Below are 23,151 nucleotides of genomic sequence, written 5' to 3' on the forward strand. Positions count from 1 at the left end.
CTGCTTTCTCATGGTGCCGGGCTCGCACAGATTTCCGACAGCATGCGCAGGCGCCGCTTGGGTTCGCTAACGAACGGATTGCGCTCATCCCAGGCGTAACCGGCCAGGATCGCGCTGATCATGCGGCGAATGTCTGGCGAGCCGTCGGTGTAGAAAATCACGTCCTGGAAGGTGCCGGCGTACCAGCCCTCGACGTAGCAGCGGAAGGTGTCGACGCCACGTTTGAGTGGCTCGGCGAATTCGCTTTGCCAGTCCACGCTTTCTCCTTGCAACTGCCGATGCAGCACCCCAGCGGCCATGCTGGCCGAGCGCATGGCGATGGTCACGCCGGAAGAGAACACCGGGTCGAGGAACTCCGCGGCGTTGCCCAGCAGGGCGAAGCCTGGGCCATGCAGCGTTTTGACATTGGCCGAGTAGCCGCCGATGGTTCGCGCCGGGGTGTCCCATATCGCGTTGCTGAGTACACCGGCCAGGCTTGGTGTTTCGTCGATGAAGCCGCGCAGGCAAGCGTCAAGATCGTCAGTGCGACCGGCGAAATGTTCCGCCGCCGCGACCACGCCGACTGAACAGCGCCCGTCGCTGAACGGGATGGTCCAGAACCACACATCGCGTTGGGTCGGGTGAGTGGTGATAAGGATTTTTTCGCGGTCGAAGGTTGGGGCATCGATGCAATCTTCGATGTGGGTGAACACCGCCTGGCGCAGCGGAAAGTTCGAGGGCGCCTCAAGGTCCAGCAGGCGTGGCAAGACCCGGCCATAGCCGCTGGCGTCGAGGACGAAATCGGCCTCGACGAGATACGCGCTGCCGTCTTCGCGCTGGACGCCCAGTTGTGGTTTGGCAAGTGAGAAGTCGGCGCCGGTGATGGCCTGTCCATAACGGATCTCGACACCTTGCAACGCCGCCTGATCGGCCAGCAGCTTGTCGAAGTCGGCGCGCTGCACCTGGAAGGTGGTGGGCTTGCCTTTGCTGAAGGTATCGCCGAAATCGAAGGCGCTGTAGCGCTCGCCCCAGGCGAACGCCGCGCCATTCTTGCGCTGAAACCCGGCGGCATTCACCGCCTCGAGCATGCCGGCCTCTTCGACGAAGTCCAGGCAATGGGACAACAGGCTTTCGCCGATGGAAAACCGTGGGAAATGCTGGCGCTCGATGACTAGCACATCGTGGCCCTTGCGCTTGAGCAGCGCGGCGGCGATAGCGCCAGAGGGACCTGCGCCGATGACGACGACCTGTCGACGTTCCATTTCAACTGTTGGCACTGGAGCTCCTGGCCGGGACGGCAATCGAGGGAATACGGTGGAAGCCGGCCAGGGCCGGCAGCAATGTCGCGATCAGGCCCATCAGCATCAGCGCAAAGTACACCGCCGGGCTGATGAGCTGTTGTTGTAACAGCAGGTTGAGGAACACGATTTCACTCAAGCCGCGAATGTTCAGCAAGACACTTTCGCGCCAGCGACTGGCGCCGGGGAACGAGGCCCCGGCCCAGCCCAGTCCCAGCCAGTTGCCCAGCAGTTTGCTGGCGATGGGTAACAGCAGCAATGCGCCGATCTGGAGCCAGTCGAGGCGACTCAGGGCGCTGTGGACGTTGATCTGCACGATGCCGAAGGTGAGGATCAGCGGGATCGCCAGGTAGGTCTGCAAACCTTGCATCCAGTTCGTGTTGAGCGGCAACACCAGCGGCACCTTGAGCGCGGCCATGCACAGCAGATAGCCGATGCCGACAATCAGCGCGTTGAGCCGGTAGTGTTCGGCCACCACCAGCAGGGCGAAAAAGATCCCGCTGTGCAGCAGCGGCTGGCGCAGGCCAAGCAGTCGCAACAGCAGCGGCACACAGGCACCGGCCAACGGCAGCAACAGGCTGGCCAGGTGCAGGCTGCCTTGGGCCAGGGCGAACAGGCTCCAGCAGATCAAGTCGATCAGAATCGCGGTTTGCACCAGGCGCCGTGTGGCGGCGGGCGGGTAGTCGATGTGACGCAGGTACAGGTACAGCACCGGAATGGCGGTGATCGCAAACAGCAGCCCCACCGCCAGGGAACTGATCCAGGGCTGGGGCGGCAGCAGCCAGAGCGCGGTCGCCAAACCGCAGGCGAATGGAACGCCGAAGCTGGGCAGGGCGACTTTCACGCTCTGGCGGTCCAGCCGCAGGTCGATCACGTCGCTGAGGATGTGCCCCAGCAACAGGGCGAAGGCGAGGCTGTAGAGATTGCTCAGCCACACCGGCGCCACCAGTTGCGCGCCGTTGAGCTGCCAGCCTGGTTCGATCCAGAAGTACATCAGCAACGGCAGGCCAAGCGTCGCAAACAGCAGTTGGCTGACAATCGGGATCAGTCCGAAGCGACGACCGATGACTGTCGCCACCGCGAACAGCCCCAGGGCCATGAGCCAGAACATCAGGATGATCACTGGGCCGGCTCCGTAACCGCTGCCGCGTGGGTCTGATGCCCGGCCCACGGCGCCAGCATGAAACTGAAGGCCAGCCCCAGGCTGACCGCCAGGCCGAAGTTGCTCACCGCCGGCGTGCTGGAAACTGCCAACAGGCCGAACGACAACCAGGTGGTGACTGCCGCCAGCAGGGTGCCCAGCAGGCTCACCGCGGCGCCGCCTATCTGTTCGCGCATCAGGATCGCGTAATCGACACCGATGGCGGTGACCAGCAACAGACCGAACAGACCGAACAGGGTCAGTGGCTGGCCCAGCCAGCCGAGGCTCGCCAGGCTGCACAGCGCCGCCAACAACGGCAGGGCGACGACGCGAAGGGCGCCGCCGACACCGAACGGCCAGGTCAATAACAGCAAGATGAGCACGCAGGAGGCCAGTTTCAATTCGGCGGCGCTGACTTGCGTGGCGGCAAAGACCCGGTTCAGGTCCCCCAGACGATCGACCAGTTGTACGCCGGGCAGATCCAGCGTCTGCACCCTGAGCAGCGCTGCATCATTCAAGCCTTGCAGGCTGACCACCGCCGCCACGCCCTCCGCCGTCGGGCCGAGCCAGAGTGTGCGGTACGGTTCGGCCAGGGGGCCGGCCAGTGCGGTATCGATGTCGGTCACCGGCAAGGCCTGCAATTGCGTCAGTTCGGCTTGCAGTGCGGCGACCGGCACTCCCAGGTCCAGCAGCGGTTGCCAGAACGCCGGCAACCGGGCCAGGGCGTCACGCACTTTCTGCTGTTCGGCGGGCGGGCTGACCAGTTGGTTCAGCGACAGGTAGCCCTCCAGCTTCTCCAGGCCAATCAACTGCTCCAGCCGCTCGTTGAGCACCGTCTGACGTTCCAGCAGGTGTGACTGATTATCGGCGCGGATCAGGAAGAATTGGCTGGTGGGTTGGAAGCCGGTGATACGGGCGATGGCCTGGGCTTCGTCGGTCAACTGCTCAGGCGTGCCGATCCATTGGCGAATGTCGTTTTTCGTGGTCAGTTGCCAGAGGCCGCCGGCGCAGAAGATCAGCAAGAGCCCTAACAAGACCGGTGTTCGCACCCGCGCCAGCAACGCTTCGCGCGCCCTGAGCAGGTGTTCGCACAGCCGCAGCGGCCACTGGGCCGGGTGTAAGTCCACGCCCTTGAGCAGTGCCGGCAAGAGACAAACCGCTGTCAGGTAAGCACCGATCAAACCGGCGGCGGAAAAGATCGCGATCTGGGTCAGGGCCGGGAACGGCGTCCAGGCCAGGGCCAGGTAGCCGATGCAGGTGGTCGCCAGGCTCAGGCTCAGTCCCGGCAGGGTCAGGCGTAGGGCCGACCAACTGCGCCACGGTTTGAGGCTCCAGCTTTTGGACAGGTAGTGCAGCGGATAATCCACCGCCACACCGATCAGGCTGGAACCCAGCACCAGGGTCATGACATGCATGCGACCGAACAGCGCCACGCAGGCCACCGCGCCGAACAGGATACCCACCAGTACCGGCACGAATGCCAGCCACGCTCGCAAGCGTCGGAAGGCCAGCAACAGCAACAGCAAAATGCCGATTGTCGCCCCGCCGCCCACCCAGGTGATTTCCCGCGAAGCCTGTTGTTGGCCACTGGCGGCGTACAGCAGGCCGCTGGCCGCCAGCAATTGCCCTTGGGCCAGGCCCGCCTGATCACGGCTGCGTTGCAGCAGGTCGGCCACTTGCAGCGGCAGGTCCATGTCGAAAGCGTTGCCATGGGTGCGGGCCCGCAGCATCACCCAGTTTTTGCCGTCGGCTTCGGCAATCAGCGCGCCGCTGCCCACGTCCAGCTGTATCGCACCGCGTTGGGGCTGGCTGTTCTGGATGCGCCCGGTCAGGCCCAGCCAGTCGTCCTGGCTCGGCACCAGGCTGAAGCCGCTGAACGGATCGAAGAGCGCCTGCACCCGTTGCTGGATGAAGGCCTGGGGCTGATCGATCAATTGTTGCCGATCCGCGGCCGAGAGCATTGCCAGTCGCCCCTTGAGCAATTGCGCGCGCAAGGCCGGCAGATCGGCCTGCAACGTCCACTGGACCTTGTCGAACAAACCGCTGGCTTGCCATTGCTCGCCAAGGGTTTGCGCCAAAGCGATCGCCTGTTGGCGCTCGGTGTGCCCGACCAGTAGTAGCACCTCGCGGTTGAGGGGTTCTTGCATGCGTTGTTCGGCGATGAGTTCAAGCGCATCAGGAGCGGTACCGGGCACCAGCTCCATGAGGTTGGCCGACAGCGGCGCGCCATTGCGCCACTGCCAACCGGCCAGCGCCATCACCGCCAACAGCAGAATCAGGAACAGTCGCGGCAGCTTGTGTTCACTCGGCAAAGTCATGTTGCTCCGCTTCGCTCAAGGCTTTCGCGCTGGTGCTGTTTTGCATGCGCAGCACGGTACGGTCACCCTGGGTTTCCAGCAGTTCGATACGCTGCACCAGTTCGCCGCCATCGATGTTGATCTGGTTGAAGATTTGTTTGAGCAGCACCGAGCGCGGGGTCAAGGTGAGCTTCCACTGCTGCGGTTGGCCCGACAGACTGAGGTCGAAGTCCCGTTGCAGGCCGCTGCTGTCGCCCTGTAACACCGCAAGGAACAACCGATTCTGTTCGGCGCCGGCACTCTTGTTCGGCAGTGTCTGCCAGGTGCCGCCATCGCGCCGGGCGATTCCCTGGGGGGTGATGCGGTAATCCTGCTGCAGCGGGGTTTGCAGCAGCCACAGCAGGCCATGGTTTTTTGCCAATACGAAACGGCCCTTGCTGGTGAGCGGCTGGGGCAGGGCGCGCAGGTGTTTTTCCTGGATGAACTGGCCGTGGATCACGTCCGGGCGCGCCAGTTGTTCGCTCAACTGTTGCAAGTCGAACGCCTGGGCAAAGGGCGCCAAGCCCCACAGCAGCCAGATGAACAGGCGTTTCACGGTAGTTTCCTCTCGACGGCTTGGACAAAGACCCGCGGCGAGGCCAGCAGCATTTCGCGACTCGCGACGTCCACCGCCACTTGCACCGAGCTGGCGCGGGTCAGACGTTCACCCGTGGCTGCGTCGCTGATCAGGTAATTGATCTTCAGGCGGTTCTCCCATTCCACCAGGCTGGCGCGCACGGTCAGGGTCTGACCGAACACGGCGCTGCGCACGTAGCGCAGTTGCAGGTCGATCACCGGCCACGCATAGCCGGATGCGAGCATGTCGTTGTAGTTGTGGCCGATCAGGTCGAGCAAGGCGCAGCGGGCCACTTCCAGGTACTTGACGTAATGACCGTGCCAGACCACGTTCATCGAATCGACATCGAAAAACGGCACCACGATCTGCGTTTCGACGTGCAACACCCCTTGGCTACGCATGCAGCCTCCAGTGTTGTTCGGCGATGCGTTGCAGGCACAGGCGCAATTCGCCTTCCAGGGCGCGATCCTCGATGACTGGCGGGAAATCCACGGCCAGCTGTTCGTGCATGTCGGCCAAGGCCGGCGGCAGCGGTCGGGCATCTTCGGCACGGCTGCGCAGCCACACGCCCTGGTTGGCGGCCAGCAGCGTCGCGGCGGCCACTTGTTCGGTCAGTTCCAGCACGCGGATCGCATCCCGGGCAGCGATGGTGCCCATGCTCACTTTGTCCTGGTTGTGGCATTCGGTGGAGCGCGAGAACACGCTGGCCGGCATGGTGTTTTTCAAGGCTTCGGCGGTCCAGGCGCTGGTGCCGATCTGCACCGCCTTGAAGCCATGGTTGAGCATCGCTCGCTCGGCGCTGGCGCCGGACAGGTTGCTCGGCAAGCCGTGGTTGTAGCGTTCGTCGACCAATAGCGCGAGCTGGCGGTCCAGCAGATCGGCGACGTTGGCCACCAGGTTCTTGAGGCTGTCCATGGCAAAGGCGATATGCCCGCCGTAGAAATGCCCGCCGTGCAGTACGCGCTCGGCTTCGGCGTCGATGATCGGGTTGTCGTTGGCGCTGTTGAGCTCGATTTCGATGAATGAACGCAACCAGTTCAGACTGTCGGCCAGCACGCCGAGCACGTGGGGGGCGCAGCGCAGGGAGTAGCGATCCTGCAGGCGATGCAGCGGCGCGGTGGGTGCGTCGATCGCCAGGTCCTTGCGCAGCCACGCGGCCACTTGCATTTGCCCCGGATGCGGCTTGGCGGCGAACAGGCGCTCGTCGAAGTGCTCCGGGTTGCCTTGCAGCGCGACCACGTTCAGCGCGGTGATGCGGGTTGCCAGTTGCAACAGGTAGTCGGCGCGGGCGAAGGCCAGGCAGGCCAGGCCGGTCATCACGGCGGTGCCATTCATCAGCGCGAGGGCTTCCTTGGGCCGCAGCACCAACGGAGTCCAACCGAGTTCGCGGTGCACATCGGCGGCCAGGCGGCGTTCGCCAGCGAACATCACTTCCCGCTCGCCGGAGAGGGTGGCGGCGACGTAAGACAGGGGCGTCAGGTCCCCGCTGGCGCCCACCGAGCCTTCTTCCGGAATCAGCGGCAGGATGTCATGTTCGAGAAAGGCCTGGAGCCGCTCCAGCAGTTCCACGCGCACCCCGGACACGCCGTGGCACAGCGACTGCAAACGCGCGGCCAGCACGGCGCGGGTGGCCTGCGGGTCCAGCAGTTTGCCCAGGCCGCAACCGTGGAACGTATACAAGTGACGGGGCAGGGCCTCGACGTGGTGCAACGGCACGGCCACCACGCAGGAGTCGCCGTAACCGGTGGTCACGCCGTAGATCACGCCTTCCTTGTCCAGCAAAGAGTCGAGGAATTGCGCACCCTTGGCGATGCGCTGGCGGAATGCCGGATCATCCTGCAACCGCGTCTGCACCTGACGATTGGCCAGGGCCAGTACGTCCTCGATGCGCAAGGGGCGTTCGCCGAAGGTTACCGGCTCAAGAGTGGGCATCGTCATCGGTCTTCCAGAAAGGGTAAAAGTTGAACCACTGTTGCGGTGCCTGGAGGCAATAGTGCGCCAGGCGCTGGGCGTAGAGGCCGGCCCAATGGGTGATGACCTGCTCGCGGTCGCTGCGTTTCCACACCACGGCCTCGGCGAAGGGTTCGAGGGTGACCCGATAGCGTCCCTCGTGCTTGAGGCACATCAGCAGGTTGATCGGGCATTTGAGCAGCCCGGCCAGCAGCCAGGGCCCTTGGGGAAATGCCGCCGGGCGACCCATGAAGTCCACGGTCACAGTGCGTGCGCCGTGCAGCGGTATGCGGTCGCCGGCTATCGACAGCCACTCGCCGCGTTCCAGGCGTTCGCTCAGTTGCAGCATGATCACCGGGTCCAGCTCGCTGACCTGGATCAGCCGCAGATGCGTGGCGCCGGCTTCCCCCAGCAAACGATTGAACTGTTCGGCATGCTTGGTGTGCACCAGCACGTTCATGGTCACTTTCTCGCCCAGCTCGGCCAGGGCCCGGCACATTTCCAGGTTGCCCAGGTGTGCGCCCACCAGCATCTGCCCACGGCCGTCGCGCAAGTGATTGCGCAGCAATGCCGGATCGACGATTTCGATCTGTTCCAGGCTCAGCTTGCCGTTCCAGACGTCGAGCTTGTCCAGCAGGGAGTCGGCAAACGCCATGAACTGCCCGAATACTCGCCAATGGCTTGGGCGCAGCTCGGTGCGGCCGCTCCAGTCGGCCAGGCGCTGCTGGTATTGCCAGGCTGCCTGCCGGGCGCTGCGGCCGAAAATGAAGAAGTACAGGACGATGCCGTAGAGCAACGGGCTCAATAAGCGGCGGCCCAACACCTTGGCGGCGAACGCGGTGAGTTTCATCAGCCAGAAACTGCCGCGCTCCTGGCGGTCGGCCCAGTGCTGCTTGTCTGTCTCAAGGCTCATGTTCGCCACCGTCGCCAGAGAATCAGGGGGGAGCGCACCAGCATGCCGAAGAACAACCGGGTGTGCATGCTGGAAATCAGTACGTTGTCGTGGAACAGGCGAAAGTGCGAAACCCCGTCCAAGGGGTAGTGAACCCGGGTACGCAACCAGCGCATCGGTTGATTGCGCCAGGCCAGGCGCACCAGGATGTCGGAGTCGAAATCCATGCGCTTGCCAATGTTCGCCGAATTGATCAGCGTCAGGACCGGTGGCAGGGGGTAGACCCGAAACCCGCACATCGAGTCGCGGATTTGCAGGGACAGGCTGTTGATCCAGACCATGACATGCGTCAGGTAGCGTGCATACAAGCGGCCTTTGGGCACACTCTCATCGTATTGGGGATAACCGCAGATCACCGCCTCCGGGTGAGCGCGGGATTGCTCGATGAAGTTCCTTACGTCGCCAAGATCGTGTTGCCCGTCGGCATCGACCTGCAGGGCGTGGCTGAAGCCCAGGCGCGACGCTTCCCGCAGACCGGTCATCACCGCGCCACCCTTGCCTTGATTGACCGCCAGCCTGACCAGATGAACCTGCTCGCCCTCGGCCAGCTGCTCCAATACCGCCGCGCAGGCCGGGCTGCTGGCGTCGTCCACCAGCACGCAGGGCAAGCCGTTGGCGAGCAGTGCCTGCACCACGGTCGCGACGGCGGTTTCGTGGTTGTAGACCGGGATGACGGCGCAGGGGTTATGCATAATTTCCGTCCTGCCCCATTCCATTGTGGCGAGGGGATTTATCCCCGCTCGAGTGCGAAGCGCTCGTCATCGGGCGGTGTCGTTGCGCAGCTTTTGTGGTTGCTTCGCAACCCAGCGGGGATAAATCCCCTCGCCACAACGGAGCGGTGTTTTTGCATGAATCAATCATCGGCCACCCCCAGGACAATCCGCCCACTCGAACAGGCCGCCGTGTCATTGCGATAAGCGAAGTACAGCTTGCCGCGCTCGCGGTCGAAACGCAGGTGCAGTTGGATTTCATCGCCGGGGCGCATCAGTTGCTGGAACTTCAGCACTTCCATGCCGACGAACCGCGGCGGCAGGTCCATCAGTTGTCGGCCCAGGCTCAAGGCCCAGTCGACCTGCACCACGCCGGGGAGGACCGGTGCGGTGGGAAAGTGGCCGCTGAAATACGCCAGGTCCGGGGGCACCAGCAGTTGCAGGCTCCATTGCCCGTCGGTTTCGACCTGTTCGAGCACTTGCGGGGCTTTGGGGCGCGCAGCCATCAGCAGGGCTTCGACTTCGGCCTGGGGCAGCTTGCCTTGGGCGTTGAGCGGCAACTGCCGCAGCCAGCGCCAGCGCCGAGGCAAGGCGAGGGTTTCGCAGTGTTCGCTCAAGTGACGGCGCAAGGCCTCGGTCACGGCGCGTCGACCCAGGTTGCGCAAGGCGTGCAGGCCGCTTTCGCTCAGCACCAGCAGCGCCCCGAGGGAGGCGCGGTTTTCCTGGACCACCCCCAGTCGGGCTTCGCTGACCCAGTCGTGGGCGATCAACGCCTGTTCCAGCATGGGCAGGGAGATGCGTTTCTCTTCAAGCTTGACGATGCGATCCAGCCGCCCGAGCAGTTCGAAGCGTCCATCCCCGGCGATCCGCGCCGCGTCGGCGGTGTGTTCCACATGGCCGGCCGGCAGATAAGGCGAGGCGATCAGCAAGGCGCCGTCACTGTCCTGGCTCAGCTTTACGTCGGCGAAGGGCTGCCATAAGCCTGCGCCCTGACGCCAGGCGATGCCGCCGGTTTCCGAACTGCCAAAGATTTCCGTCGGCCATTGCCCCAGCCGCTGGTGCAGGCTTTGGGCGGCCTCGGTCGGCAAGGCACCACCGGAGGAGAATACCCGGCGTACGCAGCTCAAGGCTGGCCAGTCGAGGTTATCGCCCATGCGCTTGAGCAAGGCCGGGCTGGCGACCCAGGCAAAAGCCGGGTACTGACGGCTGGCGCGTTGCAGGTCTTCGGGAAAAGCCAGTTGCCGGCGCACGAATGTACGCCCGGCACACAGCGGCCACAGCACCCGAAACAGCAGGCCATAGATGTGCTGGGTGGCGACGCTGCCGATCACGCAGGCCGGGCCCAGGTCGGTGCCCCACAATTGTTCCAGGGCCTGGACTTCGTTGCTCAACTGACGCAGATTTTTCTCGATGCGCTTGGGCTCGCCGCTTGACCCGGAGGTGCACAGGCTCAGCCAGCACTGATCGAGGTCCAGTTCAGTGGCCTCAAGGGGGGCTTGTCGCAGGTCGTCGAGACGGATGTCCGTGGGTTGATCGGTCAACCACAGGTCGACGTCCGCCGACCAGCGCTGGCGGGTCTGGGCTTGCAGGTCGGCCGGGAGCAGGACGCTGGCCCCGGCGCGCCAGGCACCGAGCAGGGCCACCGCCAGGTCGGCGGCGTCTTCCAGGTGCACCGCTATGCGCCGTACGCCGCGGGCCTGCAGACCGGCGGCCAGGCCCAGCGCCGCGTCCCGCAGTTGCGAGTGGCTCAGCGCCGGGTCGACGGCCACAGCACGGTCCGGCTGGGCGCTGAGCAACATCTGCTCAAGTGTTATCCAATTCATGGGCGGCCTCTTACCCGTTGTCGTATAAGCCATTCAATGGCAAACAGCAGCCCCATCAATCCGTAGGAAATCAGGCCGGTGTACAACATCCACCAGCTCAGCGGCGCCCAGAGGGTGAGGGCGGCGGCGAGCAAGCCGTTACACAGGAAAAACACACTCCAGACCACCGTGACCTGGCGGGTATACACCACCGCGTTGGCCGGTAGCTGCGGTTCGCGCAGGCGCGCCAGGCGCTCGACCATCGGCGGACCGTATTTCAGACTCAGGGCGAACAGCCCGAGCATGAAGGCGCTGATCAGCACCGGATACCAGCGCAGCAGGAGCGGGCTGTCGAACAGCGCGAGCAAAACACTGAAGGTAATTGCCGTAACCGCCATCCAGCGGCTGCCGGGCCCGCTTTTACCGAGCAATGCCCGGGCCAGCCACAGGCTACCCAGCAGCAGGCCGAACTGCCATGGGGCGAAATGCTCCATGCCGAAATACACCGCAAAGGGGTACAGCAGGCCCACCAGCAGCAGGCCGAGGCCAATCAGCCGGGTCATGCGGCCGGTTGAACCAGTCGATAGACCGCCTCGACCACGTCGTTGACGGTGCGCACCGACTTGAACTCTTCGGCGGCGATCTTCTTGCCGGTCTGGCGCTTGATGTGGTCGATCAGGTCGACCGCGTCGATGCTGTCGATTTCCAGGTCCTGGTACAGGTTCGACTCCAGCGTCACGCGCTCAGGGTCCAGCTCGAAAAGCTCGACCAGAGCATCGCGCAGGGTATTGAAAATGTCGTCACGAGTTTGCATGGTCCGGTCTCAGGCTACGCGATTTGCAGTGACGAAGGCCGCAAGGCTTGCCACATTGCTGAAATGGTTGCGGGTGTCCTTGGCGTCGGCATCGATCTTGATCCCGTACTCCCTCTGGATCGCCAGGCCCAGCTCCAGGGCATCCACCGAGTCCAGGCCCAGGCCTTCGCCGAACAGGGTCTGATGGTCGCCGATATCGTCGGTGCTGATGTCCTCCAGGCCGAGGGCGTCGATGATCAGCTGTTTGATGTCATGGTGCAGATCGCTCATCTTCGGCGAGCTCCTTGATGTAATAGTGATGCAGAAAATCGTTGAGCCTGCGCGAAGCCTGCGGCGCAGGGCCGAGCGCGGCGAACGCCTGTGGATCTATATCGGCCCCCACGTGGAAACTGAAGTGCACGCGGCGCTGAGGGATGCGATACCAGGGTTCGGCCTTGGTCAAGGTGGTGGGGCTGACCTTGATGGTCACCGGAGTGAGGATTTTCGCACCTCGCAGCGCGATGGCCGCTGCGCCCCGATGAAAGGCCGGTGGTTGGCCTGGCCGAGTACGGGTGCCTTCGGGGAACACGATCAGGCTCTGGCCGTCCTGCAGGGCGTCGCTGGCGGCATCAAGCATGTCCATGCTGCCGTCGTTGCTGATGTATTGGGTCGAACGCAGCGGGCCGCGGGTGAAGGGGTTTTCCCACAGGCTCTGCTTGACCACGCAGTTGGCGTCGCGCACCAGGCCGATCAGGAACACCACGTCGATCAGCGACGGATGGTTGGCGATGATCATTTGCCCGGGGCGACCGAGTTTCTCCGCGCCGTCGATCTGATAGGTGAGCACGCCGGTGCGGGCCATGAAACGGATAAAGAACCAGAACAGTCGCCCCACAGTGCGGCGGGCTCGCAGGCGGTGGGCCTGGGCGTCGCCGGGCAGCCAGGCCAGCAATGGAAACACCAGCAATCGCAGGCACAGCCCGCCTAGCCCGAACAGGACGAAGCTTGCCGCAGTCGCGATCAGGCGCCAGTAGTAGGCGTCGCGATGTTTGCCGTTCACCGGTTGCGTTGCCAGGTCCATACACGATTCTTCCAGGCATGTTGGCAGGTGGATAGGTTGTTCAGCAGCGTACGCAACAAACCCAGGGCATGGGGCCAGTCGCTGGCGGGCCTTTGATCGGCCTGGGTGGACAGGTCCAGTTGCCAATCGTCGCCTGGAGTCAACAGCAAGCCCACTGCATAGGGGAAGGGCACATCGTTGACCCAGGGAGCGTAGACCTGGGGCGGCTGCTCTTCGGTGATCACCAGCAGCACCGCCGCCGCTCCCTCGTTCAGCAGCGCAACGGCTTCCAGGATCCCGTGTTCCAGCCCGTCGCCCGTGGCCGCCAGGGCGGTCATTTCGCTGGTTTCGCCGCGCAGGATCGACCACAGGCCGATCACGGCGTTATGCACCGACAGGCTGAATTGAGTCGGCGATAACGGTTGGTTGGCTGCCAGGTCCTTGAGAATCTCAAAAGTACGCGGGGTTTCGCCGTGACGGGAAATAAAGACCAACGGCAGGTTCGACCGGCCTTCGGCCAGCGGCCAGCCCACGCTGAAGGCCATCCGCGCCAGGCGACTGAGGCGACGGCGCTGCATGGCCGGCAGAAACGAAACGTCAGGGGCGGCATCGCTGGCGGGCAACACGACCGGCTGTCGGCTCCATGCCTGCCAGTCGTCCACGCTTTCGAGCCCAGGGGCCCACGCGCGCCATTGGGCGATGTTGAAATTGATCACAAATACACCCCACCCCTGCGGGCTTTTATTGTCACGGTTCAGTGGTTTGACCCGCGTCCAACCCTGCATGGTCTTGCGACCCAAGTGGCGCGCATTATCAGGGTGCGGTTGGCTTGTAGCAAATGCTGGTTACATTTTGCTCAGCGAAATGTACCGGTTCGTTCGTCCAGGCGCAGACAAGAGCCATTGTCGCGATTATGACGAGTATGTCTGTCGGACGTTTCTGTCACTCTCGCGCCAAGTTGATGCTTCAGGGGTGGAAAAAACCTCCGGCGTCGTAGTCCATCCGCAGCGAAGGTAGCGAAGGGGTATCGAGGCCTACTACACTCGGGAATCTTTGATACACGGAGGTTTTGACATGCGGCGCGTGGTATTCAATCAGAAAGGTGGCGTGGGCAAGTCCAGCATCGCCTGCAATCTGGCAGCGGTCAGTGCCAGCGAGGGGTATCGCACGCTGTTGGTGGACCTGGATGCCCAGGCCAATTCGACTCAATACTTGACGGGCCTTACCGGCGACGACATCCCCATGGGTATCGCCGATTTCTTCAAGCAAACCCTGTCGTCCGGGCCCTTCTCGAAAAAGAACAAGGTGGATATCTACGAAACACCGTTCGACAACCTGCACGTCATCACTGCCACCGCCGAGCTGACGGATCTGCAACCCAAGCTTGAGGCGAAACACAAGATCAACAAACTGCGCAAGTTGCTCGAAGAGCTGGGCGAGGATTACGACCGGATCTATCTGGATACCCCGCCCGCCTTGAACTTCTATGCGGTTTCGGCACTGATCGCCGCTGATCGTGTGCTGATTCCCTTCGATTGCGACAGCTTTTCACGTCAGGCGTTGTACGGTCTGTTGGCGGAAATAGAAGAGCTCAAGGACGACCACAACGAAGGGCTCGAAGTCGAAGGCATCGTCGTCAATCAGTTCCAGGCGCGGGCCAGCCTGCCGCAGCAGATCCTTGACGAACTCATTGCCGAAGGCTTGCCGGTTTTGCCGGTGTACCTGAGCAGTTCGGTGCGCATGCGAGAATCCCATCAGGCGAGCTTGCCCCTGATCCATCTGGACCCGCGGCACAAGCTGACCCAGCAGTTCATGGAGTTGCATAGCTTGCTGGAAAGCGCCTGATTGACTGGCGTATACAAGTCCACTGTGGGAGCGAGCCTGCTCGCGATTGCGGTGGCACATTCAACATAGAGGTAGCCAGGCAGTCCGCTATCGCGAGCAGGCTCGCTCCCACAGTGCTGAGGTCAAATCCCCTGGCCGCGCAACCAACTCATCAACTGCGGCAACGGCAATGCCCCGCTCTGGCGCGCCACTTCGCGGCCGTCCTTGAACAGGATCAGGCTGGGTATCGAGCGGATCCCCAGCTGTGCCGATAGCTGCTGGTTGGCTTCGCTGTCGAGCTTGGCCAGGCGGCATTTACCCACCAGTTGCGTGGCGGCCTGTTCGAACACGGGCGCGAAGGATTTGCATGGCCCGCACCAATCGGCCCACACATCCACCAGTAACGGCAGGTCACCCTTTATCTGGCTGGCGTAGTCGCCTTGCTTGAGTTCGAACGGTTTGCTCAACAGCACCTGGGCCTTGCAGCGCCCGCACTTGGGCTCATCGCCCAGGCGTTCGGCGGGGATGCGGTTGAGCCCGTTGCAGTGGGGGCAGGGGATCAGCATTGGGACAACTCCAGAAAAGATCATTGGTAAAGATTTGACCACCGTGTAGAGCACACCGCAAACACTTGTGGGAGCGAGCCTGCTCGCGATTGCGGCCTGACAGTCAATACGTCATTGACTGTCCTGCCGTCATCGCGAGCGGGCTCGCTCCCACAGGGGTTACGCGTTGCCGGTTACTTCGCGCTGGTCAGCGTGTTGTAGCTGGTCATCAGGTTGCGGTAGTCCGGGATGTGGTTGGAGAACAAGGTCGCCAGCCCTTCCACATCGTTGCGCCAGTCGCGGTGCAGTTCGCAGGCCAGACCGAACCAGGTCATCAATTGCGCGCCCGAGGAGGACATGCGGTCCCAGGCCGATTGACGGGTCAGCTCGTTGAAGGTGCCAGAGGCATCGGTGACCACGAACACCTCGAAACCTTCGGCCAGGGCCGACAGTGCCGGGAAGGCTACACAGACTTCCGTGACGACGCCGGCGATGATCAGTTGCTTCTTGCCGGTGGCTTTGATCGCCTTGACGAAATCTTCGTTGTCCCAGGCGTTGATCTGGCCGGGACGGGCGATGTACGGCGCGTCCGGGAACAGGCTCTTGAGCTCGGGCATCAACGGGCCGTTGGGGCCGGTTTCGAAACTGGTGGTGAGGATGGTCGGCAGCTCGAAGTATTTGGCCAGGTCGGCCAGGGCCAGCACGTTGTTCTTGAAGCGGTCCGGGTCGATGTCACGCACCAGCGACAGCAGGCCAGCCTGGTGGTCCACCAGCAGAACGGCGGCGTTATCTTTGTCGAGACGCTTGTAGGAAGTGGTCATGGCGTTAGTCCTCTAAGTTTTGGCTGCCGAACGGTTCGGCGTGGTTAAAGTTTTCAGTGTTGGTGTGTTGCTAAGCGATGGACATAGATTAAAACTGGCACCTTTGATGCGCTAGACTGCAAAAATCAGCCTTAGCGTTCTATTTGGAGAACGATCATCGAAGACCTCAACACGCTTTACTACTTCACCCAAGTGGTCGAGCACGGCGGTTTCGCCGCCGCCGGCCGAGCGCTGGACATGCCCAAATCGAAGCTCAGCCGGCGCATTGCCCAACTGGAAGAACGCCTTGGGGTGCGGTTGATCCATCGCTCCAGTCGTCATTGCTCGTTGACGGAGATCGGCCAGGCCTACTACCAGCGCTGCCTGGCGATGCGGGTCGAGGCCGAGAGCGCGGCCGAAGTGATCGAGCGCAACCGCTCCGAGCCCCAGGGCCTGGTGCGTATCAGTTGCCCGACAGCGTTGCTCAACAGCTGGGTCGGGCCGATGCTGACCCGCTACATGCTCAAGTACCCACGGGTGGAGTTGTTCATTGAGAGCACCAACCGCCGGGTCGACCTGATCCATGAGGGGTTCGATATCGCGTTGCGGGTACGTTTTCCGCCGCTGGAAAACACCGACATGGTCATGAAAGTACTGGGCAACAGCACCCAGTGCCTGGTAGGCAGCCCGGCCTACCGCGAGCGCCTGTCCTCACCCGCTTCACCGGCAGACCTGCACGGTTTGCCGAGCGTGCACTGGGGGGCGGCGCAGCGTGAATACCAGTGGGAATTGTTCGGCCCGGACGGCGCCAGCGCGTTGATTCGCCATGAACCACGCATGGTCACCGATGACCTGCTGGCCCTGCGTCACGCGGTACTGGCGGGTATCGGCATCGCTCACCTGCCCGCCGTGGTGGTGCGCGAAGACCTGGCTGCTGGCCGGCTGGTGGAATTGGTGCCGGGCTGGACGCCCAAGTGCGGGATCGTCCATGCGATCTTCGCCTCCCGGCGCGGGTTGCTGCCGTCGGTGCGCACGCTGATTGATTTTCTGGCCGAAGAATTCAGCCAGAGTGATATGGCGTAGGGCGCAGGCAGCATTACCACCGGATTTCCCTTGTGGGAGCGGACTCACGATCCAGGCATTTTCCCAGGACATTTATCAAGACTGCCATTCATCAGGTGCGCCGCACTGAAAACGCCCCAGGCCCTCAAAAAACACACAGCACCTGTTCGCAACCCAGGAGGCCCCATGAGCAATCCTCAAGACCCAACCATCCCCCAGGCACCCACCAACCCTAACGACGACGGCTTCGTACTCGGCACCGCCGGCCGCGACGAAGACCCGAACGCCGCCCCGTCCTACGCCATCGACCGTCGCCACGAACGGGATGAACTGACTCCCGAAGACGCCCGCGGCATGCCCGGCTACCCCGAGAAAAAACCGCCGGCCAAACCGGCTGGTGAAGCAGAGAGTGGCGAGGCAGAACCGGGCATCGAGACGCCTGAGCAGGGCAACGATAAGGTGGGGTGAGCAAGGCTCACATCCGCTCACATTTTTGCCGAAGTCTTGAAGCCTTGAGTGACTAGGCTAAAAAAACACTTCGGCAACCTTCTGTCTATTTGGCTCTATCGCAATTTGCGATGCGTCCGATCTGTGTTTAACTCCTCCATAGCAAAATGCGATAAGGACATTGCATGCATGTGATCACTGAGAAGCGCATCTGGGAGGCCAAGGAAAAATGGCCGCGCTGCGCCAATTCGCTGGATCAATGGTATCGGCTTATCAAACGCAACAGCCCGGCTGACTTCGCTGCGATGAAATCCATTTTTCCCGCAACCGACAAGGTCGGTCCGCTACATGTGTTCGATATTGGTGGCAATAAATTGCGACTGATTGCCGTGGTTCGCTATCGGCCTCAGCGCTTGTACATCAAATGCGTGCTGGATCATCAGGAATACGACAGAGGCAAGTGGAAGGAGGAAAAGGGATGAGTGCACTAATCGAACAAGTCGCCGCCCATTGGGAGTTTGTGTCGCCCCTGCTGCGCAAACCCAGGAACGAGGAGGACTACGACCGGTTGGTCGCAGCTCTCGATGAATTGCTGGAATTGATTGGTGAAGACGAAGCCCATCCCCTTATGAGCCTGGTGGACATCATCGGCGAATGGATCGAGGCTTGGGATCACCAACATCGGCCAATGCCCAAGGCCAGCGGCGTCGAGACACTTCGCTACCTGATGCGCGAGCATGGGATGAGCCAGAGCGACTTGCCGGGCGTCGGCACCCAGTCGGTGGTATCGGAGGTGTTGAGCGGCAAGCGCCAGCTCAATTTGAGGCAGATCCGCTGGCTGGCGGGGCGCTTCGGCGTGTCGGTTGAAACCTTTATTTGACGTTTCCCTGTGGGAGCAAAGCTTGCTCGCGATACAGGCTCCTCGGTTTATGGGGAAGACCGAGTTGCTTTCATCGCGGGCAAGCCTTGCTCCCACATGCCTTGCCCTCGCAGGACTGAAGGTTTTACGACGAACAACTGATCTCCAGATGTTTGCCCCACTCCGGCGGGCGTTGCGCGTAGCTGTCCATGCCCGGCTGTTCTTCGAACGGCCTGCTCAGCACCGTGTGCAGGCGGCGGACTTCTTCGTAGTCGCCTGCCTCGGCGGCGTCGATGGCTTTCTGCGCCAGGTAGTTGCGCAGCACATACAGTGGGTTCACCGCGTGCATGCGGACGCGACGCAGGTCTTGATCGACAGGGCCTTCGCGGCTGACGCGGGCAACGTATAGCTCGCCCCAGGCGTCGAAGCCCTTGAGGTCGACGAAGTCATCGCGCAGGGCGGCGACGGCCTGTTCGGGGGACTGATCGCCTAGCCGGCGGAAGAACAGGCTGTAGTCGACGCCGCTGTTTTGCATCAATTGCAGCAGGCGCTCCACCAGGTTCTGGTCATCCTCCTCGGCGCTGGTCAGGCCCAGGCGGCGGCGCATCAGGTCCAGGTAGTGGGCCTGGTACAGCGGCAAATACAAACCGAGTGTTTCACGCAGGGCCTCGACGCTGATGAACGGCGTCAGGGCCTGGGCCAGTGCGCTGAGGTTCCATTGGCCGATTGGCACCTGGTTGCTGAACGAGTAGCGGCCCTGGTCGTCGGAGTGGTTGCAGATGAAGTTGGCGTCGAAGTCGTCGAGGAAGGCGAACGGCCCGAAATCGAAGGTGATGCCCAGGATCGACATGTTGTCGGTGTTCATCACACCGTGGCAGAAGCCGTAGGCTTGCCATTTGGCGATCAGTTCGGCGTTGCGCTCGACGATTTCGCGGAACATCGCCAGGTACGGCTCCGGTTGTTCGCGGCACTCGGCAAAGTGCATGTTCAGCACATGCTCCGCGAGGGTGGCATGCAACTCGGGCTTTTTGGTGTAGTAGAAGTATTCGAAATGCCCGAAGCGCACATGGCTCGGCGCCATCCGCAACACCATGGCGGCGCGCTCCTGCTTTTCGCGCCATACCGGGGTGTCGGAACCGATCACGCATAAGGCCCGCGTGGTGGGTATGCCCAGGGCGTGCAGCGCTTCGGACGCCAGGAACTCGCGGATCGAGGAGCGCAATACCGCCCGTCCATCGCCCATGCGTGAGAACGGTGTCTGGCCGGCACCCTTGAGGTGCAGGTCCCAGTGGTCCCCGGCCTCGTTGTATACCTCCCCCAGTAGCAACCCGCGGCCGTCCCCCAGTTGTGGGTTGTAATGGCCGAACTGGTGCCCCGAATACACCATCGCCCGGGGCTCGGTTTCAGCCCACAGCTTGTGTCCGCCGAACAGCTCGGCGAACAGCGGCGCCTGGGCTTCGACCGGGTCCAGGTCCAGCAATGCCATGGCTTGGTCGCTGGCAACGACCAGCCGGGGATTGTCGATAGGCTCGGGTAGCACGTGGGCCGAGAAACCGTCGCCAAGACGGGCGAAGCGGTTATCGAAGGTCAATGTTTCCAGGGTTTTCATGGCCGTCTCCGGCGCGATGCCCGCAGGCTTCGCGCGATCAGTCGAGGGTGGCTGCCGGCGGCTCTGGCAAGGACTTGGGCCCTGGCGTGAGGGGAGGCTCAGGCGTCGCGGTTTTGTCTCCAGGCAAGACAGGTGTCAGCTTGTATTCGAGGCCTTGAAGATTTTTCAAGGAAACTTCTACCTGCCGGAACGCAATGCTGATGTTCTGCTTCTTGAATTCGCGACTGATGAACCGGTTGATCTCGTCCAGCACAGGATTGCGGTCACCCAGGTCGCGCACATGCATGCGCAGCTCATGGTCCAGGGTACTCTCCCCGAAGTTGAGGAAGTACACGAGTGGTTCTGGTTCTTTCAGCACGCGCGGGTTCTCGCGGGCAGCCTTGAGCAGCAGTTCCTTGACCAGATCAAGGTCTGATCCGTAGTCGACACCCAGCTTGAGGGTTACTCGGGTGACGGTGTCGGTCAGCGACCAGTTGATCAACTGTCCGGTGATGAACGTTTTGTTCGGAACGATGATGTCTTTACGGTCGAAGTCGGTGATGGTGGTGGCACGGATACGGATCTTGCTGACCGTGCCCGACAGGTTGCCAATGGTGATGGTGTCGCCGATCCGCACCGGACGTTCGAACAGGATCATGATCCCGGAGATGAAGTTGGCGAAGATTTCCTGCATGCCGAAGCCCAGGCCGACTGAGAGCGCGGCCACCAGCCATTGCAGCTTGTCCCAGCTCACGCCCAGGGTGGACAGTGTGGTGACGAAGCCGATGCCGGCGATCACATAGGACAGCAGCGTGGTGGCGGCATAGGCGCTGCCCTGGGCCAGGTTGAGCTTGGACAGGACGAACACTTCCAAAAGTCCCGGCAGGTTACGTGCCAGGGCGAAGGTGATGCCGATGATGATCAGGGCGCCGAGCATGTCACCGATGCTGATGGGCACCATGCTCATGGTGGCGCCGGTACCGCTGGTGTACTCGTAGAGGGTGATGTTGTCCAGGTAGGAGAACACGCTGATCAGGTCCGACCAGACCCAGTACAGCGCGGCGATGAAACCGCCCAGCAGCGCCAGGCGGATCAGGCGCAGGGACTGTTCGTTGACCTTTTCGATGTCCAGGGTCGGCTCCTCGACCACTGCTTCGCCATCACCGGCTTCCTTGGTCGCCTGACGCTTGGCCAGGGCGCGCTGGTAGGCCAGGCGCCGCGCCGCGACGGACAGGCCGCGCACGAAGGTGGCCTCGATCACCAGCCAGAACATCAGCAGGTACAGGGTATTGATCAGTCGGTCGCTGAGTTTGAGCGCGGTGTAGTAGTAGCCGAAGCACACCGCTACGAACAAGGCGATTGGCAGCGCGGTGAACATCACCCCGACGGCCTTGCGGAACAGCGAGGTGTTCTGGTGGGTCGGGCTGCTGAGCAACAGGCGGCTGAGCAGCCAGGCCATCAGGGCGTAGCAGGTCAGCACCACCGGCATGCCCAATACATCGTCGGCCAGGGCCGAGGGTTGCAATTCGGCCACGGCCACCACCGCGACCAGCGCCAGTACCACCAGCCCGAGCCGGCGGATCCAGCCCTGGAGGAATTCGACCTGGGGTTTTTCCCAGCGGAAATGCAACTCGGCCACGCCACCGGGCGCCAGCACCCTATAGGCGGTATAGAACACCAGCCAGGCCTGGCCGATCTGCAGCAGCGCCGCGCCGAGGTTGGCGTTCTGGCCCCGGGCGTCGATCTGCAGGGCGTAGCCGCACAGGGCCAGCGCCAGGGCTACCGGCATCGCCAGCAGGATATTGATCAGAATCGCCTGGGGGGTGTGCCACTGACTGTCACGCTTGAAGTGGCCGACGTCCTGGTGAACCTTGTTCAACCGGGCATACAGATTCTTGCGTCGCCACAGCAGCGCACCGATGAGCAGCGCCAGGGGCAGGAACAGCAGCGGCCGCTGGGTCAGGCCGTCCGCCAGCTCACTGAGACTCGAGGCCCAGGGTAGCGAGTCGACCTGTTTTTCCAGGCGCGCTGGCACGCCCCGCATCCATTCGAAATCCAGCGGCTTGTTGCTGGGAATCCAGAACATTTGCTCTTCCAGGGTCGCCCGCAAGTTTTGGGCGGTACTGAGCAGTTGCTTCTGGTTGAGCTGCAAGGTGATGGATTCGTTAAGCACCGCGCTCAACTCGCGGTTCAGCCTTTCCAGCAGGTCGACCCGGGTCAGGGCCAGTTCCAGCAGGGTCTTGCGCAGTTGCGGCGTGACTTGCTCGGCAGGCTGCGAGGCCAGCAGATTGTCGACATAGGCGCTTGGGTTGTTCAGCAGCTCGCGTTGTTGACTGACTTCGAACTGGTACAGGCGAATGTCGGCAATCTGGTCCGCCAGATTCTTGTCCAGTTCCAGGCGCGGCAGGGTCTGGCGCTGTTTGTAGAGAATCTTGGACAGCAGCAGGCTGCCCTTGAGTACGCTGATCTGCTCGTCCAGGGCCGCGTCGGTCTGGGTAACGCTGTCCAGCAGTTGCTTGGTCTGCAGGTTCTGCTGGGTGACCTCATTGAGGCGGTCGGTGCTTTTGAGCAGATAGTCGGAAAGTTTCAGGTTGGCCGTGCTTTCGGTCGCCAGCAGGCTGCTGCCGCCGGCCTTCTGGGCTTCGATGGATTGCTGGGTCACCGTTTCCTGGGACTGGGCCAGGCGCTTCTGGTTGATCAGCGTCTGCAGGTCCTGGATTTCCTGCTCCATGCGGTCGATCTTTTCCGTCAGCAAGTCGTGCTGACTGTTGCCCAGGTCTTGCAACTGGCTGTTGCCGGCCAGCTCCTGGCGCCGCAACGGAATCAGGGCATTGAGTGCGGCCAGTTCGGCGTTGAGCTGGTCGCGCTGTTCGCCGTTCAGGGTTTTACCGGCATCCTTGCCCGTCTTGAGGATGGTGTTGATCTGCTGGATGCGGGTCTGGCTGCTGGCGATTTCGGCCTGGGCGCGCTCGGGGCGGGTCTGGGCGGTGATGATCAGGCTGTTGGCATCGGCCAGGGCTTTTTGCAGGTCACTCTGCTGGGTGGAACGGTCCGTCAGCATCTGTTCGAGCTGGGGCACCGGCAGGTTGGCGTAACGCTGCGCCACCGGCACCACGGGGGTGCTCTTGAGCCGGGCCAGCTCGCGCTGGTTTTCAATGTTTTGCTTGGGGGCACTGGCCAGCTGTTGTTTGAGATCGACCAGCTTCTGCTCGTATTCGGCCTTGCTGGTGAGCTGTGCCAGGGTCTTTTGCAGGGTCTCCTGCAAGGCCTTCTGCTCGGCTTCCGGCAGTTTGCGGTCAGCGATTTTGTCCAGGCTGGCCTGGACCGAAGCGCTGGTGAGCGGTTCGGCGGCTTGCAGTGGGCAGACGGAAAGACTCAGGCCCAGCAGGGCAATGGTTAAAAAGGAGCGCAGGGTAGGCATAGAGACC

Annotated in this window: 23 protein-coding genes; 5 read left to right on the forward strand and 18 right to left on the reverse strand. The window is 62.6% G+C overall.

The window, feature by feature from the left end; translation table 11 throughout:
- Positions 1-8: 8 nt before the first annotated feature.
- From PSH91_RS02295 to PSH91_RS02360, 14 genes are all read right to left on the reverse strand, one after another.
- Complete coding sequence (locus PSH91_RS02295) at positions 9-1,256, reverse strand: NAD(P)/FAD-dependent oxidoreductase (protein ID WP_047225947.1); 1,248 nt, start codon at positions 1,254-1,256, stop codon at positions 9-11.
- Positions 1,243-2,388, reverse strand: a complete 1,146-nt coding sequence (locus PSH91_RS02300) for a sodium:proton antiporter (RefSeq protein WP_370695184.1) — start codon at positions 2,386-2,388, stop codon at positions 1,243-1,245. The genes PSH91_RS02295 and PSH91_RS02300 overlap by 14 nt, the downstream gene beginning before the upstream one ends.
- 8 nt (positions 2,389-2,396) lie before the next feature.
- On the reverse strand, positions 2,397-4,736 hold the full coding sequence (locus PSH91_RS02305) for an MMPL family transporter (protein WP_173407461.1): 2,340 nt from the start codon (positions 4,734-4,736) through the stop codon (positions 2,397-2,399).
- Positions 4,720-5,310 carry an outer membrane lipoprotein carrier protein LolA gene (locus PSH91_RS02310; RefSeq protein WP_305467174.1) on the reverse strand — a complete coding sequence of 197 codons (591 nt, stop codon included), beginning with the start codon at positions 5,308-5,310 and terminating at the stop codon, positions 4,720-4,722. The genes PSH91_RS02305 and PSH91_RS02310 overlap by 17 nt, the downstream gene beginning before the upstream one ends.
- Positions 5,307-5,732, reverse strand: a complete 426-nt coding sequence (locus PSH91_RS02315) for a thioesterase family protein (protein ID WP_076382963.1) — start codon at positions 5,730-5,732, stop codon at positions 5,307-5,309. The genes PSH91_RS02310 and PSH91_RS02315 overlap by 4 nt, the downstream gene beginning before the upstream one ends.
- Positions 5,725-7,269 (reverse strand): histidine ammonia-lyase, encoded by a 1,545-nt coding sequence (gene hutH, locus PSH91_RS02320; RefSeq protein ID WP_047225942.1) that lies wholly within the window; start codon positions 7,267-7,269, stop codon positions 5,725-5,727. The genes PSH91_RS02315 and hutH overlap by 8 nt, the downstream gene beginning before the upstream one ends.
- Positions 7,250-8,194, reverse strand: coding sequence for a glycosyl transferase (locus tag PSH91_RS02325; RefSeq protein WP_305467176.1), 945 nt, complete (start codon positions 8,192-8,194; stop codon positions 7,250-7,252). Before PSH91_RS02325 ends, hutH begins: the two co-directional genes overlap by 20 nt.
- Positions 8,191-8,925, reverse strand: a complete 735-nt coding sequence (locus PSH91_RS02330; protein ID WP_047225940.1) for a glycosyltransferase family 2 protein — start codon at positions 8,923-8,925, stop codon at positions 8,191-8,193. Before PSH91_RS02330 ends, PSH91_RS02325 begins: the two co-directional genes overlap by 4 nt.
- A 161-nt stretch (positions 8,926-9,086) precedes the next feature.
- A complete protein-coding gene (locus PSH91_RS02335; protein ID WP_107321424.1) occupies positions 9,087-10,766 on the reverse strand; it encodes an AMP-binding protein in 1,680 nt (559 codons plus the stop codon).
- Positions 10,763-11,308, reverse strand: a complete 546-nt coding sequence (locus tag PSH91_RS02340; protein ID WP_305467177.1) for a hypothetical protein — start codon at positions 11,306-11,308, stop codon at positions 10,763-10,765. The genes PSH91_RS02335 and PSH91_RS02340 overlap by 4 nt, the downstream gene beginning before the upstream one ends.
- Complete coding sequence (locus tag PSH91_RS02345; protein ID WP_030140951.1) at positions 11,305-11,559, reverse strand: acyl carrier protein; 255 nt, start codon at positions 11,557-11,559, stop codon at positions 11,305-11,307. Before PSH91_RS02345 ends, PSH91_RS02340 begins: the two co-directional genes overlap by 4 nt.
- A gap of 9 nt (positions 11,560-11,568) precedes the next feature.
- A complete protein-coding gene (locus tag PSH91_RS02350) occupies positions 11,569-11,829 on the reverse strand; it encodes a phosphopantetheine-binding protein (protein ID WP_047225937.1) in 261 nt (86 codons plus the stop codon).
- Positions 11,810-12,619 carry a 1-acyl-sn-glycerol-3-phosphate acyltransferase gene (locus PSH91_RS02355; protein ID WP_047225936.1) on the reverse strand — a complete coding sequence of 270 codons (810 nt, stop codon included), beginning with the start codon at positions 12,617-12,619 and terminating at the stop codon, positions 11,810-11,812. The genes PSH91_RS02350 and PSH91_RS02355 overlap by 20 nt, the downstream gene beginning before the upstream one ends.
- Positions 12,595-13,314, reverse strand: a complete 720-nt coding sequence (locus PSH91_RS02360) for a beta-ketoacyl synthase chain length factor (RefSeq protein WP_047226187.1) — start codon at positions 13,312-13,314, stop codon at positions 12,595-12,597. The genes PSH91_RS02355 and PSH91_RS02360 overlap by 25 nt, the downstream gene beginning before the upstream one ends.
- A gap of 358 nt (positions 13,315-13,672) precedes the next feature.
- Between PSH91_RS02360 and PSH91_RS02365 the strand changes: the two genes are divergently transcribed.
- A complete protein-coding gene (locus PSH91_RS02365; protein WP_047225935.1) occupies positions 13,673-14,443 on the forward strand; it encodes a ParA family protein in 771 nt (256 codons plus the stop codon).
- A 122-nt stretch (positions 14,444-14,565) separates the two neighbouring features.
- Here PSH91_RS02365 and trxC read toward each other — a convergent pair whose 3' ends face one another.
- Positions 14,566-14,988, reverse strand: a complete 423-nt coding sequence (gene trxC, locus PSH91_RS02370) for a thioredoxin TrxC (protein WP_171061286.1) — start codon at positions 14,986-14,988, stop codon at positions 14,566-14,568.
- A 173-nt stretch (positions 14,989-15,161) separates the two neighbouring features.
- Positions 15,162-15,788: an isochorismate family cysteine hydrolase YcaC gene (gene ycaC, locus PSH91_RS02375; protein ID WP_047225933.1), complete on the reverse strand. Its 627-nt coding sequence runs from the start codon at positions 15,786-15,788 to the stop codon at positions 15,162-15,164.
- A 156-nt stretch (positions 15,789-15,944) separates the two neighbouring features.
- On the opposite strand from ycaC, the gene PSH91_RS02380 reads away from it, so the two are divergent.
- The 4 genes from PSH91_RS02380 to PSH91_RS02395 all read left to right on the forward strand — a co-directional run bounded on the left by PSH91_RS02380 (position 15,945) and on the right by PSH91_RS02395 (position 18,156).
- Positions 15,945-16,850, forward strand: coding sequence for a LysR family transcriptional regulator (locus PSH91_RS02380; protein WP_188252209.1), 906 nt, complete (start codon positions 15,945-15,947; stop codon positions 16,848-16,850).
- Between the two features lie 165 nt (positions 16,851-17,015).
- Complete coding sequence (locus tag PSH91_RS02385; protein WP_047225931.1) at positions 17,016-17,297, forward strand: hypothetical protein; 282 nt, start codon at positions 17,016-17,018, stop codon at positions 17,295-17,297.
- 164 nt (positions 17,298-17,461) lie between these two features.
- Complete coding sequence (locus PSH91_RS02390) at positions 17,462-17,758, forward strand: type II toxin-antitoxin system HigB family toxin (RefSeq protein ID WP_188252186.1); 297 nt, start codon at positions 17,462-17,464, stop codon at positions 17,756-17,758.
- Positions 17,755-18,156: a type II toxin-antitoxin system HigA family antitoxin gene (locus PSH91_RS02395; RefSeq protein ID WP_076382957.1), complete on the forward strand. Its 402-nt coding sequence runs from the start codon at positions 17,755-17,757 to the stop codon at positions 18,154-18,156. The genes PSH91_RS02390 and PSH91_RS02395 overlap by 4 nt, the downstream gene beginning before the upstream one ends.
- Before the next feature lie 124 nt (positions 18,157-18,280).
- On the opposite strand, the gene selO is transcribed toward PSH91_RS02395, so the two are convergent.
- Together selO and mscK are read right to left on the reverse strand one after the other, a co-directional pair.
- On the reverse strand, positions 18,281-19,744 hold the full coding sequence (gene selO / locus PSH91_RS02400; protein ID WP_107321425.1) for a protein adenylyltransferase SelO: 1,464 nt from the start codon (positions 19,742-19,744) through the stop codon (positions 18,281-18,283).
- A gap of 37 nt (positions 19,745-19,781) precedes the next feature.
- Positions 19,782-23,144 carry a mechanosensitive channel MscK gene (mscK, locus tag PSH91_RS02405; RefSeq protein WP_274090509.1) on the reverse strand — a complete coding sequence of 1,121 codons (3,363 nt, stop codon included), beginning with the start codon at positions 23,142-23,144 and terminating at the stop codon, positions 19,782-19,784.
- Between the last annotated feature and the right edge of the window lie 7 nt (positions 23,145-23,151).

This window comes from Pseudomonas sp. FP1154 (genome assembly GCF_030687245.1).
GTDB lineage: Bacteria > Pseudomonadota > Gammaproteobacteria > Pseudomonadales > Pseudomonadaceae > Aquipseudomonas > Aquipseudomonas rhizophila.

Bases quoted from the DNA above. Each gene is read 5' to 3' on its own strand.
- PSH91_RS02300 (WP_370695184.1), bottom strand. From the start codon at position 2,388: ATGTTCTGGCTCATGGCCCTGGGGCTGTTCGCGGTGGCGACAGTCATC.
- PSH91_RS02305 (WP_173407461.1), bottom strand. From the start codon at position 4,736: ATGACTTTGCCGAGTGAACACAAGCTGCCGCGACTGTTCCTGATTCTG.
- PSH91_RS02315 (WP_076382963.1), bottom strand. From the start codon at position 5,732: ATGCGTAGCCAAGGGGTGTTGCACGTCGAAACGCAGATCGTGGTGCCG.
- hutH (WP_047225942.1), bottom strand. From the start codon at position 7,269: ATGACGATGCCCACTCTTGAGCCGGTAACCTTCGGCGAACGCCCCTTG.
- PSH91_RS02325 (WP_305467176.1), bottom strand. From the start codon at position 8,194: ATGAGCCTTGAGACAGACAAGCAGCACTGGGCCGACCGCCAGGAGCGC.
- PSH91_RS02330 (WP_047225940.1), bottom strand. From the start codon at position 8,925: ATGCATAACCCCTGCGCCGTCATCCCGGTCTACAACCACGAAACCGCC.
- PSH91_RS02335 (WP_107321424.1), bottom strand. From the start codon at position 10,766: ATGAATTGGATAACACTTGAGCAGATGTTGCTCAGCGCCCAGCCGGAC.
- PSH91_RS02340 (WP_305467177.1), bottom strand. From the start codon at position 11,308: ATGACCCGGCTGATTGGCCTCGGCCTGCTGCTGGTGGGCCTGCTGTAC.
- PSH91_RS02345 (WP_030140951.1), bottom strand. From the start codon at position 11,559: ATGCAAACTCGTGACGACATTTTCAATACCCTGCGCGATGCTCTGGTC.
- PSH91_RS02350 (WP_047225937.1), bottom strand. From the start codon at position 11,829: ATGAGCGATCTGCACCATGACATCAAACAGCTGATCATCGACGCCCTC.
- PSH91_RS02355 (WP_047225936.1), bottom strand. From the start codon at position 12,619: ATGGACCTGGCAACGCAACCGGTGAACGGCAAACATCGCGACGCCTAC.
- PSH91_RS02365 (WP_047225935.1), top strand. From the start codon at position 13,673: ATGCGGCGCGTGGTATTCAATCAGAAAGGTGGCGTGGGCAAGTCCAGC.
- trxC (WP_171061286.1), bottom strand. From the start codon at position 14,988: ATGCTGATCCCCTGCCCCCACTGCAACGGGCTCAACCGCATCCCCGCC.
- ycaC (WP_047225933.1), bottom strand. From the start codon at position 15,788: ATGACCACTTCCTACAAGCGTCTCGACAAAGATAACGCCGCCGTTCTG.
- PSH91_RS02385 (WP_047225931.1), top strand. From the start codon at position 17,016: ATGAGCAATCCTCAAGACCCAACCATCCCCCAGGCACCCACCAACCCT.
- PSH91_RS02390 (WP_188252186.1), top strand. From the start codon at position 17,462: ATGCATGTGATCACTGAGAAGCGCATCTGGGAGGCCAAGGAAAAATGG.
- PSH91_RS02395 (WP_076382957.1), top strand. From the start codon at position 17,755: ATGAGTGCACTAATCGAACAAGTCGCCGCCCATTGGGAGTTTGTGTCG.
- selO (WP_107321425.1), bottom strand. From the start codon at position 19,744: ATGAAAACCCTGGAAACATTGACCTTCGATAACCGCTTCGCCCGTCTT.
- mscK (WP_274090509.1), bottom strand. From the start codon at position 23,144: ATGCCTACCCTGCGCTCCTTTTTAACCATTGCCCTGCTGGGCCTGAGT.